At 68.8% G+C, this 21,590-nt stretch carries 18 protein-coding genes; 9 read left to right on the top strand and 9 right to left on the bottom strand.

The window, feature by feature from the left end:
* The first annotated feature begins 2 nt into the window (after positions 1-2).
* Positions 3-1,388 carry an amidase gene (locus EIZ44_RS06855; RefSeq protein ID WP_134728015.1) on the top strand — a complete coding sequence of 462 codons (1,386 nt, stop codon included), beginning with the start codon at positions 3-5 and terminating at the stop codon, positions 1,386-1,388.
* Between the two features lie 5 nt (positions 1,389-1,393).
* On the opposite strand, the gene EIZ44_RS06850 is transcribed toward EIZ44_RS06855, so the two are convergent.
* From EIZ44_RS06850 to EIZ44_RS06835, 4 genes are read right to left on the bottom strand one after another with little or no spacing between them, the layout of a single operon-like run.
* Positions 1,394-2,065, bottom strand: a complete 672-nt coding sequence (locus tag EIZ44_RS06850; RefSeq protein ID WP_037809254.1) for a DUF4276 family protein — start codon at positions 2,063-2,065, stop codon at positions 1,394-1,396.
* Positions 2,058-3,176: an AAA family ATPase gene (locus tag EIZ44_RS06845; protein WP_134664586.1), complete on the bottom strand. Its 1,119-nt coding sequence runs from the start codon at positions 3,174-3,176 to the stop codon at positions 2,058-2,060. Before EIZ44_RS06845 ends, EIZ44_RS06850 begins: the two co-directional genes overlap by 8 nt.
* A 39-nt stretch (positions 3,177-3,215) precedes the next feature.
* Entirely contained in the window at positions 3,216-4,076 is an 861-nt protein-coding gene (locus tag EIZ44_RS06840; protein ID WP_134728014.1) for an HpcH/HpaI aldolase/citrate lyase family protein, read from the bottom strand.
* Positions 4,073-5,143 (bottom strand): HpcH/HpaI aldolase/citrate lyase family protein, encoded by a 1,071-nt coding sequence (locus tag EIZ44_RS06835; protein WP_037809257.1) that lies wholly within the window; start codon positions 5,141-5,143, stop codon positions 4,073-4,075. Before EIZ44_RS06835 ends, EIZ44_RS06840 begins: the two co-directional genes overlap by 4 nt.
* A gap of 419 nt (positions 5,144-5,562) precedes the next feature.
* On the opposite strand from EIZ44_RS06835, the gene EIZ44_RS06830 reads away from it, so the two are divergent.
* From EIZ44_RS06830 to EIZ44_RS06820, 3 genes are read left to right on the top strand one after another with little or no spacing between them, the layout of a single operon-like run.
* A complete protein-coding gene (locus tag EIZ44_RS06830; protein WP_037809258.1) occupies positions 5,563-6,225 on the top strand; it encodes a hypothetical protein in 663 nt (220 codons plus the stop codon).
* Between the two features lie 41 nt (positions 6,226-6,266).
* Positions 6,267-6,917, top strand: a complete 651-nt coding sequence (locus EIZ44_RS06825) for an SDR family oxidoreductase (RefSeq protein WP_037809259.1) — start codon at positions 6,267-6,269, stop codon at positions 6,915-6,917.
* On the top strand, positions 6,917-7,861 hold the full coding sequence (locus EIZ44_RS06820; protein ID WP_037809261.1) for a ribose-phosphate diphosphokinase: 945 nt from the start codon (positions 6,917-6,919) through the stop codon (positions 7,859-7,861). The genes EIZ44_RS06825 and EIZ44_RS06820 overlap by 1 nt, the downstream gene beginning before the upstream one ends.
* 12 nt (positions 7,862-7,873) lie before the next feature.
* On the opposite strand, the gene EIZ44_RS06815 is transcribed toward EIZ44_RS06820, so the two are convergent.
* Positions 7,874-9,175 (bottom strand): D-arabinono-1,4-lactone oxidase, encoded by a 1,302-nt coding sequence (locus EIZ44_RS06815; protein ID WP_134728013.1) that lies wholly within the window; start codon positions 9,173-9,175, stop codon positions 7,874-7,876.
* A gap of 100 nt (positions 9,176-9,275) precedes the next feature.
* Here EIZ44_RS06815 and EIZ44_RS06810 point away from each other — a divergent pair, with 100 nt between their 5' ends.
* Positions 9,276-10,463: an amino acid deaminase/aldolase gene (locus EIZ44_RS06810; protein WP_134728012.1), complete on the top strand. Its 1,188-nt coding sequence runs from the start codon at positions 9,276-9,278 to the stop codon at positions 10,461-10,463.
* Between the two features lie 4 nt (positions 10,464-10,467).
* Here EIZ44_RS06810 and EIZ44_RS06805 read toward each other — a convergent pair whose 3' ends face one another.
* Positions 10,468-11,127, bottom strand: a complete 660-nt coding sequence (locus tag EIZ44_RS06805) for a TetR/AcrR family transcriptional regulator (protein WP_037806876.1) — start codon at positions 11,125-11,127, stop codon at positions 10,468-10,470.
* 114 nt (positions 11,128-11,241) lie between these two features.
* Here EIZ44_RS06805 and EIZ44_RS06800 point away from each other — a divergent pair, with 114 nt between their 5' ends.
* From EIZ44_RS06800 to EIZ44_RS06785, 4 genes are read left to right on the top strand one after another with little or no spacing between them, the layout of a single operon-like run.
* The gene (locus EIZ44_RS06800; RefSeq protein WP_134728011.1) at positions 11,242-12,564 is read left to right on the top strand and encodes a GH1 family beta-glucosidase; all 1,323 of its coding nucleotides are present in this window, start codon (positions 11,242-11,244) and stop codon (positions 12,562-12,564) included.
* The gene (locus EIZ44_RS06795) at positions 12,557-13,816 is read left to right on the top strand and encodes an MFS transporter (protein ID WP_037806877.1); all 1,260 of its coding nucleotides are present in this window, start codon (positions 12,557-12,559) and stop codon (positions 13,814-13,816) included. The genes EIZ44_RS06800 and EIZ44_RS06795 overlap by 8 nt, the downstream gene beginning before the upstream one ends.
* Positions 13,817-13,857: 41 nt before the next feature.
* Positions 13,858-14,322 (top strand): MerR family transcriptional regulator, encoded by a 465-nt coding sequence (locus EIZ44_RS06790; protein WP_037806878.1) that lies wholly within the window; start codon positions 13,858-13,860, stop codon positions 14,320-14,322.
* A complete protein-coding gene (locus EIZ44_RS06785) occupies positions 14,319-14,735 on the top strand; it encodes a carboxymuconolactone decarboxylase family protein (protein ID WP_043831279.1) in 417 nt (138 codons plus the stop codon). Before EIZ44_RS06790 ends, EIZ44_RS06785 begins: the two co-directional genes overlap by 4 nt.
* A gap of 43 nt (positions 14,736-14,778) precedes the next feature.
* On the opposite strand, the gene EIZ44_RS06780 is transcribed toward EIZ44_RS06785, so the two are convergent.
* From EIZ44_RS06780 to EIZ44_RS06770, 3 genes are all read right to left on the bottom strand, one after another.
* Positions 14,779-19,941, bottom strand: a complete 5,163-nt coding sequence (locus EIZ44_RS06780; protein ID WP_134728010.1) for an RHS repeat-associated core domain-containing protein — start codon at positions 19,939-19,941, stop codon at positions 14,779-14,781.
* 535 nt (positions 19,942-20,476) lie between these two features.
* Positions 20,477-20,899 (bottom strand): hypothetical protein, encoded by a 423-nt coding sequence (locus EIZ44_RS06775; RefSeq protein ID WP_037806884.1) that lies wholly within the window; start codon positions 20,897-20,899, stop codon positions 20,477-20,479.
* A gap of 14 nt (positions 20,900-20,913) precedes the next feature.
* Positions 20,914-21,270 carry a hypothetical protein gene (locus EIZ44_RS06770; RefSeq protein WP_037806886.1) on the bottom strand — a complete coding sequence of 119 codons (357 nt, stop codon included), beginning with the start codon at positions 21,268-21,270 and terminating at the stop codon, positions 20,914-20,916.
* Between the last annotated feature and the right edge of the window lie 320 nt (positions 21,271-21,590).

The following is a 21,590-nucleotide window of genomic DNA, read 5'->3' as shown; positions in this document are numbered from 1 at the left end:
CGATGACCGAATTGGCTGACCTGACCGCTAACGAGCTGGTAGCCGGGTACCGCGCGCAGACGTTCTCGCCCGTCGAAGTCACCGAAGCCGTCCTCACGCGCATCGATGCCCGCGAACCCGAACTGCGTGCCCTGTACGCGTACGACGCCGCTTCAGCGCGCGAAGCAGCGAAGGCGTCCGAAGCCCGTTGGCACGCCGGTGAGCCTTCCGGTCCCATCGACGGCGTCCCCCTGACGCTGAAGGAAAACATCGCCTCCGTCGGCGTCCCCACGCCCCTAGGCACTGCTGCCACGGCCTTGAAGCCCGCCGCTGCAGACGCCCCCGCCGCAGCCCGCGTACGCGAGTCAGGCGCAGTACTGCTGGCAAAGACGACCATGCCCGACTACGGCATGCTCACCTCAGGTCTCTCGAGCTTCCACGCCGCTTCGCGCAACCCGTGGGACGTCACGCGCACCCCCGGCGGCTCCAGCGCCGGCGCCGCCTCCGCAGCCGCCGCGGGCTATGGCCCCTTGCACGTAGGCACCGACATCGGCGGCTCAATCCGCCTCCCCGCCGGTTGGTGCGGCTTGGTCGGCCTGAAACCCAGCTTCGGCCGCGTCCCGGTGGACCCGCCCTTCCTAGGCCGCGTCGCCGGGCCCCTGACCAGGACCGTCGCCGACACCGCCCTGCTGATGAGCGTCCTGGCCCAACCCGACTCGCGAGACCACCTCAGCCTGCCGCCCGAGCCCATCGACTGGCTTTCCCTGACGGGTTCGCTAAACGGTCTCCGCGTCGGCCTGCACCTCGACCCCGGCGTCGGCCTCCCGGTGACTCCAGCTGTCGCCGACGCGGTCACCGCAGCCGCCGATGTGTTCGCCTCCGCCGGTGCGATCGTGGAACCGGTCGCCCCGTTCCTGACCCGCGAACACCTGAACGGCCTGGACACCTTCTGGCGAGTCCGCGCCTGGTCGGACCTGGCCGCGCTGTCGGAGGAACAGCGTGCGCAAGTCCTGCCGTACATCGCGGAGTGGGCAGCCGGGGGAGCGAATGCGTCCGGTGTGGACACTTACCGAGGTTTCGCCGCCATCGACGCGATCAGCGTGGCAGCCCTGCGAGCGACGGAACCGTACGACGTCGTGCTGTCGCCGACCTGCCCCGTCCTGCCCCCGCCCGCCGACTGGCCATCCCCGACAAACGACCCGACGCGGCCGTTCGAGCACATCGCTTTCACCGTGCCGTACAACATGTCCGGCCAGCCCGCGGTGTCAGTGAACTGCGGCTATACGACGGAGGGCTTGCCGATCGGGCTGCAGATCGCGGGACGCCGGTTCGCGGACCTGGAGGTCCTGCGGGTCGCGGCGGAGTTCGAGAAGCTGCGCGGGGAACAGCGTCCTTGGCCGGTCAGTTGACCCGGCTAGCGTTTCGCCTGCTCCTCGAGTTTGGTTAACCACGCCTTGAAACGCGGGCACTTGCCTTTCAAACCGACTACGCCAAGATCGGCGATCGCCAGCGGTCCTTCGATCACCTTCTGGTAGCCCGCACAGTACTGGAGGAGGCGTTTGGAAGGTGCTGTCTTCGCTCCTCCATTGATCAGTTCCGGGCCTCCGGCGGCGTCGCAGTCCGCGCGGAGACGCTCGGCCAATTCCGGCTCGCCTCTCAGCTCGCTGAGCTGATCAGCAGCCGCGAAAACCCACGATTCGAGTTCGTGCAAGACCAGATTCGGGAGAAAGCGGCGGTCGGGGATGGCCGCCGCGATCTCGTGCTCAACGTGTTCCACCTGGAGTTCCGCCGAACCAGCCGGACGATCGGAGACTCCAGGTGCGTCGGAGGGAAATCCGTAGAAATCGAAGATCGTGGTCAGCGTGGTGAGGGACTTCTGCCCAAGCAGGTGCTGGATCTCCCGGCGGATCTTCGCCCAGGAAGAAACGCCGCCGCGGTGGGTAACCGACGAGGTCTGTGTTCGCACGACCGACACGGTTACGGTTGCCCAGCCGGCCTCCCGCAAATGGTCGACCAGGAGTTCCTGCGCGACTGTCAGTTCCGACTGCCCTTCGACCAACAGGTGAAGGCGTTTGGGGTCAGTCATTCAGGACGCTGCCCCTCGAACCGGGCTGTCCTCCGATGAGGTTCTTCTCCCACAGTTCACCAAGCGAGTAATCCTCGAGCCAGGTCCGCAGCGCGTCGGGATTCGGCTTCCCGAAGGAAGAACTGCCGTCGTGTTGTTCGACCACGATGAGGTCGTCGACAGTGAACTGGTTCATGAGCGTGACCGATTGAGTGGCGATCAGCACCTGGCTGTGCGCCGCCGCTCGCCGAAGCATGTCCGCCAGCACGACGATCGCGTAAGGGTGCAGGCCAAGTTCCGGCTCGTCCAGGACGACCAGGCCGGGCAGCTGCGGCTGCATCAGCAAGGTGGCCAGGCAGACGAACCGCAAAGTGCCGTCGGACATCTGTTCGGCGGAGAAGACCCCGTCGAGGTCTTTGTGGATCCAGCGGAGCCGGACGCGGTCGGTTCCGTATTCGTCGTCGAGGACGAAGTCCTTGAAGAAGGGCGCGACCAGCCGGACTGTGCTGGTGATCCGGCGGTAAGCCGCTTTGTCCTCCGGCCGGTCGCTCCGTCGCAGCCTCAGGAGAACGGGCGCGAGGTTGGCGGCGTCGTCTCGCAGCGCGAGGTTGTCCGCTGTCGGGGCTTGACGTTTGACTGGCGCGTCCCGGCTCGTGTCGTCGAAGTGATAGACCCGGCAGCCCTTGAGCACGGTGTGAATGAGTTCAGCGGCCTCGTCGTGCTCGTCTATCGCTTGTTCTAGGCGCGATTCGCGGTGCCCTTGACCGAGCTCTCGTCGGTACTGCGATTCAGGAGTCGCGCTGCTGATCTCCTCGAGATCGAAGATCAGTTCGTCGTTGGCCGCGGGCACGAGCCGGATGCGGTATTTCGCTGGTGACAGATCGAGGGCCAGTCCAATGCTGGACAGGGCGCTTCCCTTGTAGCCCATTTCGGCGGCCCCGCCGTGGAGACCGACGTACAACCCGAGGTCGCCGTCGACAACGCTGCTCAGCAGACCCAGCGCCTGGATGAAGTTGCTCTTGCCCGCGCCGTTCGCGCCGACCAGCACATTCATGCTGCCGAGAGGCACACGTGCCGAACGGATCGAGGTGAACCCCTCGATGGTGATCGCGCTGAGCGAGTGCCGAGCCATGCGCACACTGTACGGCCGGGCCCCGGCACCCGGCCCGCGTCACTTCGCCCCGATCGCCTCCGCCAACGCCAGCACTCGCCGCGCGTTCTCCACATGCAGGTTCTCGATCATCCGCCCATCCACCGTCACCACGCCGCGTCCCGCAGCCGAAGCCTCCTCGAACGCCGCGATGATCCGCTTGGACCGGTCGATCTCTTCCTCCGACGGCGCGAAGACCCGGTTGCACGGCTCCACCTGCGAAGGATGGATCAACGTCTTCCCGTCGAACCCGTACTGCCGCCCCTGCAAGCACTCCGCCTCGAAGCCCTCAGCGTCCTTGACGTCGTTGTAGACCCCGTCGAGGATCACCTTCCCGGTCGCCCGCGCGGCGAGCAGGCACAGCGAAAGCCCGCCCAGCAACGGGCCCCGGCCCGGTACGAACTCCGCGTGCAGTTCCTTCGCCAGGTCGTTCGTGCCCATCACCAGCACGGTCAACCTTTCCGACGCTCCCGCGATCTCCTCCGCGTGCAGCATCGCGACCGGAGTCTCCACCATCGCCCAGATCTTCGTGTGCTCCGGCGCTCCGCCAAGCTCCAGCGCGCGCTCGATGTTGTGCACCTCAGCCGCCGAGTTCACCTTCGGCACCACCACCGCGGCGGGGCCGGCGGCAGCGGCGGCGCGCAGGTCGGCGTCGTGCCATTCGGTGTCCAGGCCGTTGACCCGGATCGTCACTTCCCGCGAGCCGTAAGTGCCAACAGCGGCGCAGACCCGCTCCCGCGCGGCTTCCTTCGCATCGGGGGCGACGGCGTCTTCCAAGTCCAGGATCAACGCATCCGCAGGCAGAGACTTGGCCTTCTCCAGCGCGCGTTCGTTCGCGCCGGGCATGTACAGCACGGACCGCCGCGGCCGGAGTTCGGTCATGACTGGATCTCCTTCGTCGCGGCGTCGTACGCGGCGGCCAGTTCGGGGTCGGTGGCGGCCAGTTCGTCAGCCAGTTCCACGACCACCCGGCACTGCTTGACCGAGGCGTCGTCCTGCATTTTCCCGTCGATCATCACCGCGCCGGTGCCGTCGCCCATCTCGGCGATCACGCGCCGGGCCCAGGCCACGTCGGCGGGGGACGGCGAGAAAACCTTCTTCGCGATGTCGATCTGCACCGGGTGCAGGCTCCACGCGCCGACGCAGCCGAGCAGGAACGCGTTGCGGAACTGGTCCTCGCAGGCCACCACGTCGCGGATGTCCCCGAACGGCCCGTAGTACGGAAGGATTCCGTTCATCGCGCACGCGTCGACCATCCGCGCGACCGTGTAGTGCCACAGGTCCTGCTGATACGTCGAGCGGCCCTCGTTCAGGTCCTCGCCGACCGGGTCGGTGCGCACCAGATAACCCGGGTGGCCGCCGCCGACGCGGGTCGTCTTCATCCGGCGGCTCGCGGCCAGGTCGGCCGGGCCCAGCGAGATGCCCTGCATGCGCGGCGAGGCGCCGGCGATCTCCTCGACGTTCGCCACGCCGCTCGCCGTTTCCAGGATCGCGTGCACCAGCAGCGGTTCGGTCAGCCCGGCCCGCGCCTCCAACTGCGCCAGCAACCGGTCGACGTAATGAATGTCCTGCGCGCCTTCGACCTTCGGGATCATGATCACGTCGAGCTTGTCGCCGATCTCGGTGACCAGCGTGATCAGGTCGTCGAGCACCCACGGCGAGTCGAGGCTGTTCACCCGCGTCCACAGCTGCGTGCGGCCGAAGTCCGTCGCCTTCGCGATCGACACCAGCCCGGCGCGGGCGGCTTCCTTGCGGTCCGCGCGGACCGCGTCCTCGAGGTTGCCGAGCAGCACGTCGGTCTTCTTCGCGAGGTCGGGGACCTTCGCGGCCATCTTTTCGTTGCCCGGATCGAAAAAGTGGATCATGCGCGACGGGCGCACCGGGATCTGCCGCGGCGGTTGCGGCGCTCCGACGGCGAGCGGGGCGAAGAAGTCCTTCGGCGAGCGCATCCTGGTCCTCCCGGCGGGTACTTGACCGACGGGTAACCCTAAACCGGAGACGCGAACCCCCGCTGCGGCGAAGCTCACCCGCCAACCGGGTGACGCCCGTGACCAGCGGAAGTCCACTGTGGAACCGCGTTGATTAGGCCGATCGGAGTAAGGAACTGCGCCGCTTGCCCTGCCCCGCGAGGGGTGGCGCGACACCCGGCGGAAGCGCTCCGTGCCCACCACTCACCCCCGTCTCACTCGGTTGGCCGCACGGTCGGGCTGAAGTCGAACGACCGCCCACCGACCGGTCACCGACCGCTGAGCGCCGCCGATCGCACGCGGCGGGGCAACCCGGAGACCTCGCGTCTTTGCCCTGGTACTCAGTTCATGTACCGGTTTTCGCCGGTACACGGGAACAGGTGCTTGAAGGAGGCGGACTCGTGGCGGCTACCCCACAGAACACCGAGCGCTCGACGGTCGCCGGCGGTGCGAAGCGCAGCCGGACGACGGCGAGCCGGGTGCTGCCGCCGATCGAGCTCCCCGCGAGCGTCGACGAGCTGGCGCGCAAGGCCGCGGCCCTTCTGGGCTGGAACGGCGTGGTGCTGCCCGCGACGACCCTGCTCGGCCGCAAGGTCAGCATCGTCGCGAAGCTCAAGACCGACGTGCACGCGGAGCGGATCGCGATGGGTGTCGGTCCCGTCGCCGATCGCGCCCTCGTCGACACCTGGACCTGGCCAGAGCTGGCCGCGACCGCACCCGCGCCGGCCGCCGAGATCATCGGCGTCCTCGCGGTCGCCCGGCACTGGCGGACCGCGATGGCCTCCGCGGTGCCCTTTTCGCGCTACGGCGAGGCCGCGATGGTGCTCCCATCGCCTGCCGTGCTGACCGATGACTACGTGACGAACTGCCTGCCGCGCGCCCGCGCGTACGGGCTCGCGGTCGTCACCGCCGACCCGTACGCCACCGCCGACCTCGACCTCGACACCCACCACGACCGGGTGCTGCTGCAGGAGGACCCGGTTTCGCGCTGGGTCAACGAGATGGCCTACGACCTGCTGCTGCGCGAGGACTCCGACGCCCCGGTCCCCGCCGAGGCGGACTGAAGCACCGGCCTCGGGCCGCGCGCGGCGATAGAGTCAGGCTCATGCGAGTCGTCATTGCTGGCGGACACGGCCAGATCGCCCTGCACCTGGAAAAGCTGCTCGCGCAGCGGCACGACGCGCCGGTCGGCATCGTGCGCAACCCCGAGCACGAAGCCGACCTCACCGCCGTCGGCGCCGAGACTGTCGTGCTCGACCTCGAAAAGTCCGATGTGGACGCTGTGGCCAAGGTGCTCGAGGGCGCGGACGCCGCGGTGTTCTCCGCCGGGGCAGGCCCGGGCAGCGGCGAAGGCCGCAAGGACACCGTCGACCGCGGCGCGGCAGTGCTGTTCGCCGACGCCGCGCAGCGGGCGGGCGTCCGCCGGTTCATCCAGGTCGGCTCGATCAACGCGGACAAGGCGGACGACCCCGGCTTCGAACCGGTTTTCGCCGCCTACCTGCGGGCCAAGCGCGCCGCGGAGGAGGACCTCAAGGCCCGCGACCTCGACTGGACGATCCTGCGCCCCGGCCGCCTGACCAACGATTCCGGCACCGGCCAGGTGAAGATCGCGGAGAAGGTCGGGGGTGGGGAGATCCCGCGCGAGGACGTCGCCGCGGTGCTGCTGGCGCTGCTCGACACTCCGGCGACGGCCCGGCGCACGCTGGAGCTGGTCTCCGGCGACGCTTCCATCGCCGACGCGTTGTCCCGGATCTGATGCGCGACATCGCGGTTTTCAGCGGCAGCGCCCACCCCGAACTCGCCGCGGAAATCTGCGTCAACCTGGGCGTTCCGCTGCTTCCGGTGGAGATCGACCGGTTCGCCAACGACTGTCTTCAGGTCCAGCTCCAGGCCAACTGCCGCGAGCGGGACGTCTTCCTGATCCAGCCGCTGGTCAAACCGGTGCAGGAGAACCTGGTCGAGCTGCTGCTGATGCTCGACGCGGCCCGCGGCGCCTCGGCCGCGCGCACCACCGTGGTGATGCCGCACTATTCGTACGCGCGCTCGGACAAGAAGGACGCGCCGCGGATCTCCATCGGCGGCAGGCTGGTCGCCGATCTGATGGTCACCGCGGGTGCGAACCGCGTGCTCACCATGACGCTGCACTCGCCGCAGGTGCACGGGTTCTTCAGCGTGCCGGTCGACCATCTGCACGCGCTGCACGAGCTGGCCCAGTACTTCCGGCAGTACGACCTCTCCGAAACCACGGTCGTGTCGCCGGATTTGGGCAACGCCAAGGAAGCCGCGCATTTCGCCCGGCTGCTCGGCGCCAAGGTCGCGGCGGGCGCGAAACAGCGGTTCGCCGACGACCGCGTCGAGATCACGTCGGTGATCGGCGAGATCGCCGGACGCGACATCATCGTGCTGGACGACGAGATCGCCCGCGGCAGCACGGTGCTGGAACTGCTGGACCGGCTGCGCGAGATGGGCGCGCGGTCGATCCGGGTGGCCTGCACGCACGGGCTGTTCGCCGACGGCGCGCTCAAGCGGATCGGCGGCCAGGAGGACGTCCTGGAGATCGTCTGCACGAACACCGTGCCGGTGCCCGCCGAGGAACGCACGGAGAAATTGCGGATCCTGTCCATCGCCCCGGCGCTGGCCGAGGCGATGCGGCGAATCCACAATGGAGAGTCGGTCAGTTCGCTGTTCGAGCCGAACTGATCCCCGGGCTGATCAGACGCTGCCGAGTACCCGGTCGAGATAGGTGTTGGTGAACGTCCCGGCCGGGTCGCACTCCTTGCGGATCCGCAGGAAATCGTCGAAGTGCGGGTAGCGGGTGCGCAGCACGGACGCGTCGAGGTCGTGCATTTTGCCCCAGTGCGGTCGTCCGCCGACCTGGCCCACGACGTTTTCGAACGCAGTGAAGTACTCGCGGTAGGGCATGCCGAGGAACTGGTGGATCGCGATGTAGGCGGAATCGCGGCCGTTCGCGGTGGACAGCCAGATGTCGTCCGCCGCGGCCACCCGCACCTCGACCGGGAACGCCACCGGATCTTTCAGCCGCGGCACCACCCCGCGCAGCTCGGCCAGCACGTCGAGCACGGATTCGCGCGGCACCGCGTACTCCGACTCCACGAACCGCACCCCGCGATGGGTCACGAACACGCGATGCGACAGGTCGCTGTACTCCCGCGGCGAGGACACCTGGGAGGCGAACGCGCCGAGCGGCCGCACCAGCTTCGGCACCGCGCGGCCGAGCCGACACAGCCCGCCGAACGCGATGTTCTCGGTGAGCTCGTAGTCCACGAACTGCTTCAAGCGGGACAACGGTTTCCGCTCGGCGTCCAGCGGCAGGCGGTTGTTGCGCTTCACCAACGCCTTGCTGCCGTAGGGAAACCAGTAGAACTCGAAGTGGTCGTTGCTCGCCGCGTTGTCGTCGAAGCCGTCGAGGACCTGCTCCAGCGGCTCCGGGCGTTCCTGCGCGGAGAGCACAAAGGACGGTTCGCACTGCAGCGTCACCGTGCTGATCACGCCCAGTGCGCCAAGACCGACACGGGCGGCGTGGAACAACTCCGGACGCTCGTCAGCCGAGCAGCGGACCACCGACCCGTCCGCGAGCACGAGCTCCAGCGCGACGATCTGCGTCGAGATCCCGCCGAACCGCGCACCGGTGCCGTGCGTGCCGGTGGAAATCGCGCCCGCGATGGTCTGCGCGTCGATGTCGCCGAGATTCGTCATGGCCAGCCCGAGCGCGTCGAGAGCGGCGTTCAGGGTGCGCAAAGTAGTGCCGGAACGGACCGTGACCTGCTGCGTTTCCAGGTCAGCGCGTTCGATGCCCGTCCACGCGGTCAGGTCGAGCGCGTCGGAATCAGCGGCGGCGATCGCGGTGAACGAATGCCCGCTGCCCCACGCCCGCACGCGGCGCCCGGCGTCGGCGACCCCGGCCACGACCTCGGCGATCTCCGCCGTGCTGCGCGGCCGGTGCACCCGCTGCGGGGTGGCCTTGGCCGTTCCGGCCCAGTTGCTCCACGTCATTGCGGCACCTGTTCTTCGCTGGAAGGTTCCCACGATAGATGCCGGAACCGTAAGTGAATACTATTCGCGTTTCAAGCGTTGTTGTCGTACCGTAAGTGGCGTGACCACCTCAGCGCACGGGTACGACCTCGCGACGAAGGACCTGGATCCGCCGCTCGCGATCGTCGACCTGGACGCCTTCGACGCCAACGCCGACGACCTGCTGCGCCGGGCCGCGGGCAAGCCGATCCGGGTGGTCAGCAAGTCCGTGCGCTGTCGTGCGCTGCTGGAACGAGCGCTCGCGCGAGACGGCTTCGAAGGCCTGATGTGCTACTCGCTCGCCGAGGCCGTTTGGCACGCTGGGCTGGGCACTTCCGACGACATCGTGGTCGCGTACCCGACTGCCGACCACGAAGCGCTCCGCCGGCTGGCCGCGAGCGAACGCGCCCGCGCGGCGATCACGATCATGGTCGATTCGACCGAACACCTCGACCTCGTCGACGCCGCGCTCGGCCACGGCCACCCGGACATCCGAGTGTGCCTCGAACTCGACGCGTCCTGGCGTCCGCTGCCCGGCGTGCACGTCGGCACTCGGCGTTCGCCGGTGTTCAAACCGGCGCAAGCCGTCGCGGTGGCGCGGAAGATCGTCGCGCGGCCGGGTTTCCGTCTGGTCGGGATGATGGCGTACGAAGGCCAGATCGCCGGACTCGGCGACGCCGCCGGAAAAGGCCTGCAAAACCGGGTGATCGGCTGGATGCAACGTCGTTCCGCGGCTGAACTCGCCCGTCGCCGAGGGGCGGCGGTGCGGGCCGTGCGCGAGGTCGCTGACCTGGAGTTCGTCAACGGCGGCGGCACCGGAAGCATCGAGACCACCGGCGCGGAGGACGTGGTCACCGAGATCGCCGCCGGTTCCGGCTTCCTCGCCCCGACGCTGTTCGACGGCTATTCGCACTTCCAGCCGCGCCCGGCCGCGTTGTTCGCGCTGCCGGTGGTGCGCCGCCCGGCGAAGAACGTCGCGACGCTGTACTCCGGCGGATACATCGCCTCGGGACCGACCGGCCCGTCGCGCGAACCGTCGCCGTACCTGCCGGAAGGCTTGCGCCTGCTGGGTTTCGAGGGCGCCGGCGAGGTGCAGACCCCGGTGACCGGCGAGGCCGCGCGCACGCTGCGCCTCGGCGACCGGGTCTGGCTGCGCCACGCGAAAGCCGGGGAACTGGCCGAACGGTTCCTGGCGTATCACCTCGTCCGCGGCAGCCAGGTGGAGCGAACCGTCCCGACTTACCGCGGCGAGGGCCAGAACTTCGGTTAAGCGTTCAGTCGCCGAATTTGCTTGCCAGGTAACCCTTCACCACGTGCTTGGCCTCGGCGACGATCCGCTCGTCCCCGTTCGGGTCGCGGCGGAAGGCGAGTTTCAGCAGCGCGTCCGCCGTTTCGTTGGCGATCGCGATGGCGAACCGGAGTTCGTCGGCGGGGCGGTCGACGTGTCCGCGCAGGATTTCGACCAGCGAATCCGCGATGACCGAGTTGTTGTCGCGGTCGTCAGCCAGCAGCCGGACGTCGATGACGTCTCCGAAGTGGACCTTCGAGAATCCCGGCACCTCGCGGTGCATCTGCAGGTAGATGTCGAGCACCGAGTCGACGATGTTCCACCAGTGCTCCGGGCTCAGCTGCTGCAGCCGCTCGTTCACCGCGGCCACGAACCGTTCCAGGTTCCGTTGCGTCAGCGCCTGCACGACCGCGCGTTTGTCCGGGAAGAACTGGTACAGCGACCCGACCGCGACGCCCGCGCGTTTGGCGATCAGCGTGGTGGTGAGCGCGTCGTAGCCCAGCTCGTCGATGAGCACGGCGCTCGCGTCCAGCATCTGTTCCACTCGCCGGGCGCTGCGTTGCTGAACCGGCTTTCGCCGCAGCGGTGTGGGTTCAGCCTGGGTCTCGGCCACGTCGTTCCTCGGAGTCTCTCGCGATTCACTCATCTGATCTGGGACTTTAGCGCCCCGCGGGGCTTCCCCCGAGACGAGTGACGACCTAACATATGAGAACTTTTCACGTTCACCCGCGAGGGTGTCCGAAGGCAAGGGGTGCTCAGCGTGGACCATCCGACCTTCCCGCCCGACTTCCTGTGGGGTGTCTCGACCTCGGCGTTCCAGATCGAGGGGGCGACGGCCGAGGGCGGTCGCGGACCGTCCATCTGGGACACGTTCACCGCCGCCGAAGGCAAGATCGCCCGGGGCGAGGACGCCAAGGTAGCGGCCGACCACTACCACCGCTACTCCGAGGACATCGCCCTGATGGCGGAACTCGGCGTCGGCGCCTACCGGATGTCGATCGCCTGGCCGCGCATCCAGCCCGACGGCTACGGCAAGCCCAACGCGGAGGGACTTGCCTTCTACGACAAGCTGATCGACGAGGTCTGCGCCGCCGGAATCGCCCCGGCGATCACGCTGTACCACTGGGACACGCCGCAGGCGATCGAGGACAAGGGCGGCTGGCGCTCCCGCGACACCGCCTTCCGGTTCGCCGAATACGCCACGATCGTGGGGGAGCATTTCGCCGATCGGGCGAAACTCTGGATCCCGCTCAACGAGCCGATGGTCATGTCGATCTACGGCTACGGCATCGGCGAGTACGCCCCCGGCGAGTTCCTGCTGCTCGACGCGCTCCCCACCGCGCATCACCAAAACCTCGCGCACGGACTGGCCGTGCAGGCGCTGCGCGCGGCCGGCGCGACCGGCATCGGCTCCGCGAACAACCACTCGCCGATCTGGCCCGAGCACGACACCCCCGCCGACCGCGAAGCCGCGGACTGGCTCGACGCGCTGATCAACCGCACCTTCGCCGACCCGATGCTGCTCGGCAGCTACCCCGAACAGGTCCACCCGCACCTGCCGGACAACTTCGCCGACGACCTCGCCACGATCGCGCAGCCGCTCGACTTCTACGGCGTCAACTACTACGAACCCCAAGGCGTGACCGCCCCCGGCGAGGGCAACCCGCTGCCGTTCGAACTGCGCCCGATCGAGGGTTATCCGATGACCACCAACGATTCGCCGATCGTCCCGCAGGCGCTGCGCGAACTGCTGGTGTCCTTCCACGAGCGCTACCGCGAGCACCTGCCGCCGGTCCAGATCACCGAGAACGGCTGCAGTTTCGCCGACGAACCCGCCGCCGACGGCAGCGTCCCCGACCCCGAGCGCATCGAATTCCTCGACAGCCACCTGCAAGCCCTGCGCGAAGCGATGGATGCCGGCGTCGACGTGCGCGGATACTTCGTCTGGTCGCTGCTGGACAACTTCGAATGGTCCAAGGGCTACGCGCCCCGCTTCGGGCTCGTGCACGTGGACTACGAGACACAACGCCGCACGCCCAAGGATTCCTTCGCCTGGTACCGGAAGCTGGTCCGCCATGAGTGACACCGCCGCCGCTGTCCCGGAGGTCTTCGCCGAGCCGGTCAAACGCGTCCGCGCCGGGTGGATGACGCTGCTGTTCCTCGCGAACATCGCGCTGTGGCTGGGCGTTTACGCGCCGATCCAGGTTCTGCTGCCGCAGCAGGCCGAACTGCTCGACGCCGCGCACAAGGAAGCCGTCTTCGGCATCGTGACCGGCATCGGCGCGGCCGTCGCGCTCGTCGCGAACCCGGCGATCGGCCTGCTCTCGGACCGCACCTGCTCGCGGTTCGGCAGGCGGCATCCGTGGACGATCGCGGGCGGCGCGCTCGGCGCGGCCGGGCTGCTGGTGCTGGCCGAGGCCCCGAACGTCGTCGTGATGACGATCGGCTGGTGTCTCGTGCAGGCCGGGCTCAACGGCATGCTCGCGACGCTGATGTCCGGCATCGCCGACCGGGTCCCGGTCGGGCAGCGCGCGCAGGTCGGCGGGCTGGTCGGCATCGCGCAGATGCTCGGCACCGTGCTCGGCGCGGTGGTGGTCGTGGTGATGCTCGACCTCGCCGGACTGCCGCTCGGCTACGCGGCCTGCGCCGCGATTGTGCTCGCCGGCGCGGCGGCGTTCGTGCTGCGCACGCCGGACGCGCGGCTGCCGGTGGAGTTCCGGCCGAGCGGGCGGATTCGCGAAATCCTCGCCGACCTGTGGGTCTCGCCGCGGCGGCATCCGGACTTCGCGTGGGCGTGGGCCTGCCACTTCATGATCAACCTCGGCAACGCGTTCGGCACGCTCTACCTGCTGTTCTTCCTCAAGGACGCGGTGCATTACCCGGATCCGGACAGCGGCCTGCTGATCATGATGGGCCTGTACGGCGTGGCTTTGGTGATCGGCGCGGTGCTGGCCGGGCACTTCTCGGACAAGTCCGGCAAACGCAAGCCGTACGTCCTCGGCTCGGCGGCGATCATGGCGTTGGCCGCCCTGCTGCTGGTGATCTGGCAGAGCTGGCCGGTGGCGCTCGTGGCGTCACCGCTGCTGGGAGTCGGCTTCGGCACGTACATGGCGGTGGCGCTGGCGATGCTCACGCAGGTGCTGCCCGCGGCGCAGAACCGGGCGAAGGACCTCGGCGTGGTCAACATCGCGAACTCGCTGCCGCAGGTGGTCGCGCCGCTGCTCACGACGTTGATCCTGCAGTGGCTGGGCGGGTATCCGGGACTCTTCGCGGCGTCCGCGGCGGCGACCTTGCTGGCCGGGGTTTTGGTGACTCGCGTGCGGTCGGTGGGTTAGCGCTTGCGTTTGAGCGCGCTCACAGGCTTAGCGTCTTCGGCATGGAGAAGGAAGACGCGCTGACCGAAGCGCTGCGGCTGGCGATCGACCCGCCGGGCACGGTGTCGGTCGAAGCGCTGCGGGAACTGGCCCGGGACGACGACGCGAACGAGTGGGACATCGCGACCACGGCGGAGCACCTCGGGCTGAACCCGCACACGCTGCGGTACTACGAGCGGATCGGGCTCGTCCAGGTCGCCCGGGACAGCGCCGGGCACCGCGTTTACGACGCCGCGTCGGTGCGCCGGCTGGTGTTCCTGACGCGGATGCGCGTGTCCGGCATGTCGATCAGCGACCTGCGCCGCTACGTCGAGCTGATCGAGTCCGGCGCGGACACCGTGCCCGAACGGCGCGAAATGCTCCTGGAGCACCGCGACACCTTGCGCGCGCAGATCGCTCAGCTGCAGCTCTCCCTCGCCGCCACCGAATACAAGATCGCCACTTACCAGGAAGGCCCCCTGCCGTGACCCAGTACGACATCGACAGCCCGGAAAACCTCGCCCGCCGCAAGCACGGCATCGAGGTGCTGTCCCGCATAGACGGTCACCAGGGCGAAGCCGTCATCGATTCCCTCGCCGACATCAACCCCGCGCTCGGGCACCACGTGGCCGCGTTCGCGTTCGGCGACATGTACGACCGGCCCGGCCTCGACCCGCGCAGCCGCCAGCTCGTCACCCTCGGCGTGCTGACCGCGCTCGGCGGCTGCGAACCGCAGCTGAAGGTGCACATCGGCGCGGCGCTGAACGTCGGGCTCAGCCGCGAGGAAATCACCGAGGCGCTCATGCACTCGGCGGTCTACGCGGGATTCCCGCGAGCGCTGAACGCCACCTTCGCCGCGCGCGAGGTGTTCGCCGCCCGCGACGCGGAGGAAACCGCCTGACGTCCGCGGAGCCCGGCCCGGTTCTCGTGCCGGGCTCCGGAGATCACCAGCCGCGGTTCTTCCGCGCGTCCTCCGCCAGCTTGTCGGACTTGGCTTTCGCCTCCGCGGCGGCGTCCTTGACGTCCTGTTTGCTGGGCTCGCCGACCTCGTCCAGGTACTTCTTCTTGTCCGGGTCGTTCCACCCCTCCGGGTCGTACTTCCCGTTTTCGAGGTCGTCCCAGTCCTTCTTGGTCGGTCCGATGCCCTGCTCGTTCCGGTTGCCCCATTCGGTGCGCATCTGGTTTCCGTCGAGCGGCTTGTCCGGGCGCTTCCAGTCCGGATGCGAGTCCTTGTTGATGTCCACCGGGTTGCCCTTGTCGTCAAACCGGTGCGGGTTGCCGTCCGGGGCCTTGTTGTACTCGTCGATCGTCGGATGCCGCCCGGACGGCGAGGGCAGATCGTGGAACCGCTTGATCATGTCGTCCACGTCTTTTTCGGTGTAGTTCTTGGGGTTTTCCTTGAGGTCGGTGAAGTCGAGGAAGGACTTGTGCCACTTCTCGAATTCTTCCTTCGTGCCGCCGGGCCAGTCGAAGTCCGCGCTGTCGCCGATGTCGCGGGTGGCCCGGTTCATTTCCTTCGGATCGGTGATGCGGTCCGCCTGCTGCCCGATCGGACGCCAGTTCTTGTCGAGATCCGGGTGGTCCTTGTGCTTGTAGCCGCCGCTCTTGTCCAGCGAATCGCTCGGCCACTTCGGGTTCTCGCTCTTGATCTCGTCATCCTTGCCGACCTTGAGCTTGCCCGCGATCCCGTCCTCGATGTTGCCGATCCTGGTGGAGACGCCGCCGATCCCGGCGTTGGTGTGCTGCGGGCCGAGCGGCAGGTTCTTCGGCTGGTTGTGCAGCTTCGGCAGTTCGTCCTCGCCGTATTTCTTCGTCAGCGCGCTCTGCTTGTCGACCGGCTGCTCGTGCACCCAATTCTTCAGCCCGTCCCGCATTTTCTGGAACGAGATGATGTGCCGCTGCGCCACGTCGCTGCCGGCCTTGTGGAACGGGTCGTTCTTGTCGCCGGTCTGGTTCTTGCGCGCGTTCTTGGCGTCCGAGTTCCACGCCATCCGGTCCCAGACGTCCGGGTCCTTCTTTTTCTTCGCGTTCGACTTGCCGCCGGAGCCGCTGGAGCCGTCGTCGTCGGCGTCGCGCTTGCGCTTGCCTTTGCCCTTGCCGCCGTCGGCGGCGGCGGATTTGCTGCTGCCGCCGCCGTTGCCGGCGTTGTGCTTGGCCGTGGAATCCGCGGGCGGCGGGTCCGTCGCCTTGCCTTTGCCCTTTCCGCAGCCTTCGAGGCCGAGCGGGTCGTAGGCGGCGAACGGGTCGGAGACGTAGGCGGCCGGGTTCGGCCCGCCCTCCAGCCCGAGCGGGTCCTGGCTGAGGTAGCGCGCGGCGGCCGGGTCGTAGTAGCGGAAAACGTTGTAGTGCAGGCCGGATTCCGCGTCGGCGTACTGGCCGGGGAACTGCAGCGGGATGCCGCCGGGCTGGACCCGGCCCCACAGCGAACGGTGCGCGGTCCAGGCGAGGCCGCCGTGCTCGTCGATCAGTTCGGTCGGCGTGCCGATGGCGTCGGTGACGACGGACGCGAACCGGTCGCCGCCGGGGCCGCGTTCGAGCTGGGTGACCGGTTCGTCGCTGCCCGGCCTGCGTTCCCAGGTGGTCGTCCGGCGCACTCCGGCCGGATCGGTGTGCACCTGCTCGATGAGCACGAAGCCGTCCCACACGAACCGGGTCGATTCGGCGACGGAACCATCGGCGAGCAGCCGTTCCTTGGCGATCCGGCGGCCGAGCGGGTCGTACCGGTAGCGCCACTGCGCGCCGTCCGGCGTGCGCAGGCCGGTGAGCAGATCGCCGGTCCAGGCGTATTCCCACACCCGCACGCCGCCCGGATGCACCTCGCGGTGCCGGATCCGGCGGCCGAGGGAGTCGTAGTCGGCGGACAGGCCGGGGCTGCCTGACCAGGCGGTCAGTTCTCCGGCCGGGTTGTAGCGCAATTCCTCCCGGCCCGTCGGGGAGGACACCGTGACCACGCGGCCGGCGGGATCCCGGGTGAAGGCGGTCTTCCCGGCGAGACTGTCCTGCACCGCGGCGAGGCTGCCGTCCGCGTAGTACTCGAGACCGCGCCGCTGCACCGGCGTTGTTCCACGGGAAACCTGCTGCGCGGTGACCAGCCCGCGCGGGCCGAACGCCTGCTGCAGGATGCTGATCCCGTCGGTGTCGCGGGCGAGCACACGGCCCTCGTCGTCCAGCCGGTAGCGCACGGTGTGTCCCGCCGTGGTCAGCGAAACCGGCCGGTCTTCCTCGTCGAGGGTCCACACGCTCTCCGCGCCGGACGGCGTGCGGCGGCGGATCGTCTGGCCCTGCTCGTCGTAGGCGAAACGCACCTCGACGCCGTCGATCGCCTCGCGCACGACCCGGCCGTACAGGTCGCGGTCGAACTCCACCACCGAATCCGCGGACTCGACCCGCACGACGTTGCCGACCGGGTCGTAGGCGTAGCGCACGGTGCGGTGCGGGCCGCGGACCTCGACCCGGTTGCCGAGCAGGTCGTACTCGTTCTCGGTGACCGAACCGTCCGGCTCGGTCACCCGGATCGGCTGCCCGGCCGCGTCGTAGGCGTAGGTGCGGGTCCGGCCGTCGAAATCGGTCTGCGCGACCAGCCTGCCGAGCGGGTCGTAGGTGTAGGTCCAGGTGCGGTTCAGCGGATCGGTGACCGAGGTCAGCCGGAGTTCGGTGTCGTAGGTGTAGCTGGTGCGCGCGCCGGAGGGGTCCACGACCGCGGTGACCACGTCGAACGGGCCGTACTCGCGCCGGGTCACCCGGCCGAGCTCGTCGACGTGCTCGATCTCGTTGCCCTCGCGGTCATACCGCCACAGCGCGCGCTCGCGGCGCACCCCGATCCGCGACGCGGGTTTGCCGTCGACCGTCCAGCCCAGCTGCGTCCGCCCGCCGCCGACCTCGGGCGCCGAACGCGGCCTGCCGAATTGGTCCAGTTCCGCGGCCGGGTCGGCTGCCTCGGGCTCGGTCGCGAAGAACTCAGGCAACTCGAGCGCGGACCCGGGCTGGTCGTACCGGCGCTGCCAGCTCCTTCCGTTGCCGTACACCGTGATCGCGGCCAGTTCGGCGCCGTCGTGCTCCAGTTCGGCGAGGCTGCCGTCGGGACGGGCGATGGTGAGCGGCGTGCCGTCGTCGGCGTAGGTGTACTCGGTGACCCGGCCGAGCGGATCGACCCGGCGGAGCAGATTGCCGTAGCGGTCCCATTCCGACAGCGTCATGTTGCCCAGCGGATCGGTCTCCCGGACCGGACGGCCTTCGAGGTTGTACTCGTACTCCGAAACGTGGCCGAGCGAGTCAGTGAACCGGGTGATGCGGGCGGCGGTGTTGTACTCGAACGCGCCGTTGTAGAAGCCTTGCGCGCCTTCGGTGCGCACGCAGCGGCCTTCGGCGTCGTAGACGTAGCGATAGCTGACGCCGTTGCGGTCTTCCCAGCTCGTGACCCGGCCGTCGGGGTCGTAGGTGTAGCGCTTCGCGGTTCCCGAGGAGTTGACGACCTCGGAGAGATGGCCCTGGTAGTTGTAGCGGTATCCCCGCACGACGACGTCCGGAGCCGGGCCGGCGCCGATCATCCGCAGTTCGGTGATCCGGTGCCCGTTGGTGCGGAAGCCGACCTGGATCCCGCTCGAATGCGTGAGCAGCACGGGCGCGCCGGTGTCCGAATAGGACAGTTCGGTTCGCGAGCCGTCGGCGTCCTCGATCGAACGCAGCGGCAATGTCTTGCCCTCGCCGGAAAACCGCATCGTCCGGTCCGGCCGCACCTGCTCGATGGTGCAACTGCCGTCAGCGTGTTTGGTCAGCGGCCAGCGCGCGCCCTCGAGCGGCAGCACCGGTTCGTCCCCGGCGGGCATCGGGTAGTAGAGGATGACGCCTTCCGGCCCGTAGTACCGGAGGTATTCCTCGCCGTACTCCAGCCGCTGGTCCACAGTGGACGTCCACGTCGAGCCGAACCAGCGCCCGGAGCGGTAGGACGAGCGATGCGTCCGCCGCACCAGCAGGTGCGCCAGTTCGAGGTCGAAGTCCTCGACGAGCACCTCGCCGCTGGAGATGACGACCGGGTCGGTCAGGCAGGGCGGATCGCCGTCGCCCTCGTTTTTCGCGTTGGACGCTTCGGTCTTGTCTTTGTCCTTCGCCGGATCGGAACGCTCGTTCCCGCCGCGGTCGTTCGTGCCCGCTCCGCCACCGGATCCGCCCTTGTCTTTCCCCGGTTCGCGCGGCGGCGGCTCGTGGTTCGCGCCGCCCTTGTGTTCGCCCGGACCGTCGTGCGCGCCGGAAGTGTGGGTGGATTCGTCCTTGCCGGGCGGCGGTTTCTCGTTCGGCGTGTCCTTCGCACCGGAGGTCTTGATGTCCTTCGGCGGGTGCGTGGCGTCCTTGCCGCCGGACTTGATGCTCTTCATCGACTTGGCGACATCGTCGAACAGACCGCGCGCCTTGGTGAGCAGCTTGCCGAGTTCCTTGAGCGCCTTGGTGAGGTTCTTGACCAGTTCGGCGATCTGCTTGGCGGTCTTGGCCACCAGGTTGACCACCTGCGGCACCACCCAGGCCATCCCGATGCCGAGGGTGAACAGCACCTGCAGCGCCCACGAGATCAGGTGCGCCACGACCTGGGCGATGATGTCGCGCACCAGCATCCGCACCGCGCCGACGACGTCGCCCGCGGTCTTCACCCCGCTGCCCGCGCCCTCGCACGCCTGCGCGGCGCCTTCGAGCGTCTTGGCGACCTCCTCGGCCTGTTTGCGGTAGGCGTCGGCGCTGCCGCCCTCCCAGGACTCGATGTCCTTTTTGACCTGTGCGGCCAGATCCTGCGCGACGGAACTGACCTCTTTGGAGACGTTCTTCCAGGTCTCGGAGTACGCGTGGACCTGGTCCGGGTCCCCGGCCAGCTTGTCCAGTGCTTCCTTGAGCGGACCGACGTGCTCGATCAGCCAGCCGACGCCCGCGGCGAGGATCGCGCCGAACGGGTCCATCACCGCGGCGAGCGCTTCCATGCCGACCCCGACCGCGCCCATCACGGTCGCCGCCCAGTCGCCGGACTCGATGCCGTCCTTCAGGCCCTTTCCGGCCTCGAGGATCGAGATGCCGGAGATCGCCGAGGTCGAGTCCTTCTTTTCGGCAACCAAAGGATTCGACATGCCCGGCCTTTCTCCCTGCTCACCACGATCTCGCGCGCGGCCGAATGCGAACGGACACGCCCCCCGCAGCAGATTACCGACGGCCGGAGAACGTTTGCCGTGGTGTTGCGCGGAATTACCGCGCCGGTGCCCATGCGCCGCCGCGAATACGACAAACCCGCAGCGGGCTCCGAGGAACCGACGGCGGGTCTGGGAAGTGGAACCGCGGGCCGGTGCCGGTCGGGGGAGGGGAGTGCAACGGCACCGGCCCGCGGAGTTCTGGGTCGCGACCGGCGCGGGGCGGCCGGTGCGATGATCTTCAACCTAGCGTCCGATTACTGCGTCCGCTAGGTGTTCTGCCGGACATTTTTCGATTAATCGCGTTAAGGCTGGGGGTGGCCGAGGGCGGTCCGTCTCGCTCGGGGGGACGGACGGACCCACCCTCGGCCGGGCGAGGATGCCGGGCGACCTGACCGGTCGGGGAAGCCGGACGATCGCGCGCTCGCCAGTCGAACCCAGGTGGGGCGATCCGCCCGGAAGCACCCCACCCGAGAGGTCAGGCGCTGACCGGACGCGGCTTCACCAGCGCGTGCCTGCCGGTCGTCTCCGCCGGCGATTCGGCTCGCCGGTTCTGCCCGGGAACCGCCGGGACCGCGGCGCGGCGGCGCGCCGGGCGGTGTCCGGCAGCCGACAGCGCCTGCGGGGCCAGCCCGCCCGCGACCAGGTGCTCGTGCGCTACCTGCCACACCGAGCACGGGGCCTTGCAGCGGTGCCAGCGCGTCGAGCAGGTGGGGCAGTCGCCGCGCTCGTCGGGCTCGTGCGCCTGCAGCATCGCGCGCCAGCCCTCGGCGAGCCGGGGAAGTTCGGAGCGGGCGACCGAGACCAGCGACGGGGCGTCGGCGCGTTCCGCCAGGTCGGACAGCATGTCGAGGCGCTCCCACACGGCGTTGCGGAGAACCTGACCGAGAACCTGATCCATGGGGAAACTCACCGTCACCTTTCCGCCATAGTGGCGGCTTCGTTGAGCGCGGCCCGGAGCTGGCCGAGCTGGCCGGACGTGAGGCGGGCGGTCTCCCCAGGCGGAGAAACCACTACGACCTCGTCGTCCTCGACGAACACCGTGACAGCGCGCTCGCGGCTGATGAGATCTCCGCACTGCACGCGCCACACGACCTGGCCGCCCTCGAAATGCCGCACGCCCGCGGTACGCGGGTCAGCGGACACCGAGGCGGCGACGGCGGAAGCGACAGTAGGCGGCACCGGACGTGCCGTGGCGATTCCCGGTGCGGGCCGAACGGACCGCACCGCGGTCCCGGCTTGTCCTCCACCGAGCGAATCCACGAACTCCACTGTCCCTCCACGCTTTCTCGTCCCGGGCCGCTGCACCTTGCGGGATGCATCAGCGCCGGCAGATCTGTGTCGTCGGGTCCATCGCTCTCCGTGATCGCCGCGGGTGACCGGGCGCTGACGGAGATCTGGCAACTACAGTGAAGTGAAACCGGGTGCGAGAGAAGGTCGAAACCGCGTCATAGCGGTGACCGGACCGCGTTCCACGGTAAGCGGTCAGCGGAGTTCGGCCCTGCCGATCAACGCGTGCGTCCGCGCGTTTCACAAGGTTCTCGCGTGTGCTTAGGGTGCTGATCAGACGCCCAGGAGACGGTGAGGGGGCG

The organism is Amycolatopsis nivea (assembly GCF_004522235.1).
Classification (GTDB): domain Bacteria; phylum Actinomycetota; class Actinomycetes; order Mycobacteriales; family Pseudonocardiaceae; genus Amycolatopsis; species Amycolatopsis nivea.
This window is presented reverse-complemented; position numbering and strand designations above follow the sequence as displayed.

What these genes read in the sequence shown, in the direction of transcription:
- EIZ44_RS06805 (WP_037806876.1), bottom strand. Translation starts at nt 11,127, where the DNA reads ATGAGTGAATCGCGAGAGACTCCGAGGAACGACGTGGCCGAGACCCAG.
- EIZ44_RS06820 (WP_037809261.1), top strand. Translation starts at nt 6,917, where the DNA reads ATGCGCGACATCGCGGTTTTCAGCGGCAGCGCCCACCCCGAACTCGCC.
- EIZ44_RS06825 (WP_037809259.1), top strand. Translation starts at nt 6,267, where the DNA reads ATGCGAGTCGTCATTGCTGGCGGACACGGCCAGATCGCCCTGCACCTG.
- EIZ44_RS06815 (WP_134728013.1), bottom strand. Translation starts at nt 9,175, where the DNA reads ATGACGTGGAGCAACTGGGCCGGAACGGCCAAGGCCACCCCGCAGCGG.
- EIZ44_RS06855 (WP_134728015.1), top strand. Translation starts at nt 3, where the DNA reads ATGACCGAATTGGCTGACCTGACCGCTAACGAGCTGGTAGCCGGGTAC.
- EIZ44_RS06780 (WP_134728010.1), bottom strand. Translation starts at nt 19,941, where the DNA reads ATGTCGAATCCTTTGGTTGCCGAAAAGAAGGACTCGACCTCGGCGATC.
- EIZ44_RS06775 (WP_037806884.1), bottom strand. Translation starts at nt 20,899, where the DNA reads ATGGATCAGGTTCTCGGTCAGGTTCTCCGCAACGCCGTGTGGGAGCGC.
- EIZ44_RS06845 (WP_134664586.1), bottom strand. Translation starts at nt 3,176, where the DNA reads ATGGCTCGGCACTCGCTCAGCGCGATCACCATCGAGGGGTTCACCTCG.
- EIZ44_RS06840 (WP_134728014.1), bottom strand. Translation starts at nt 4,076, where the DNA reads ATGACCGAACTCCGGCCGCGGCGGTCCGTGCTGTACATGCCCGGCGCG.
- EIZ44_RS06795 (WP_037806877.1), top strand. Translation starts at nt 12,557, where the DNA reads ATGAGTGACACCGCCGCCGCTGTCCCGGAGGTCTTCGCCGAGCCGGTC.
- EIZ44_RS06835 (WP_037809257.1), bottom strand. Translation starts at nt 5,143, where the DNA reads ATGCGCTCGCCGAAGGACTTCTTCGCCCCGCTCGCCGTCGGAGCGCCG.
- EIZ44_RS06790 (WP_037806878.1), top strand. Translation starts at nt 13,858, where the DNA reads ATGGAGAAGGAAGACGCGCTGACCGAAGCGCTGCGGCTGGCGATCGAC.
- EIZ44_RS06850 (WP_037809254.1), bottom strand. Translation starts at nt 2,065, where the DNA reads ATGACTGACCCCAAACGCCTTCACCTGTTGGTCGAAGGGCAGTCGGAA.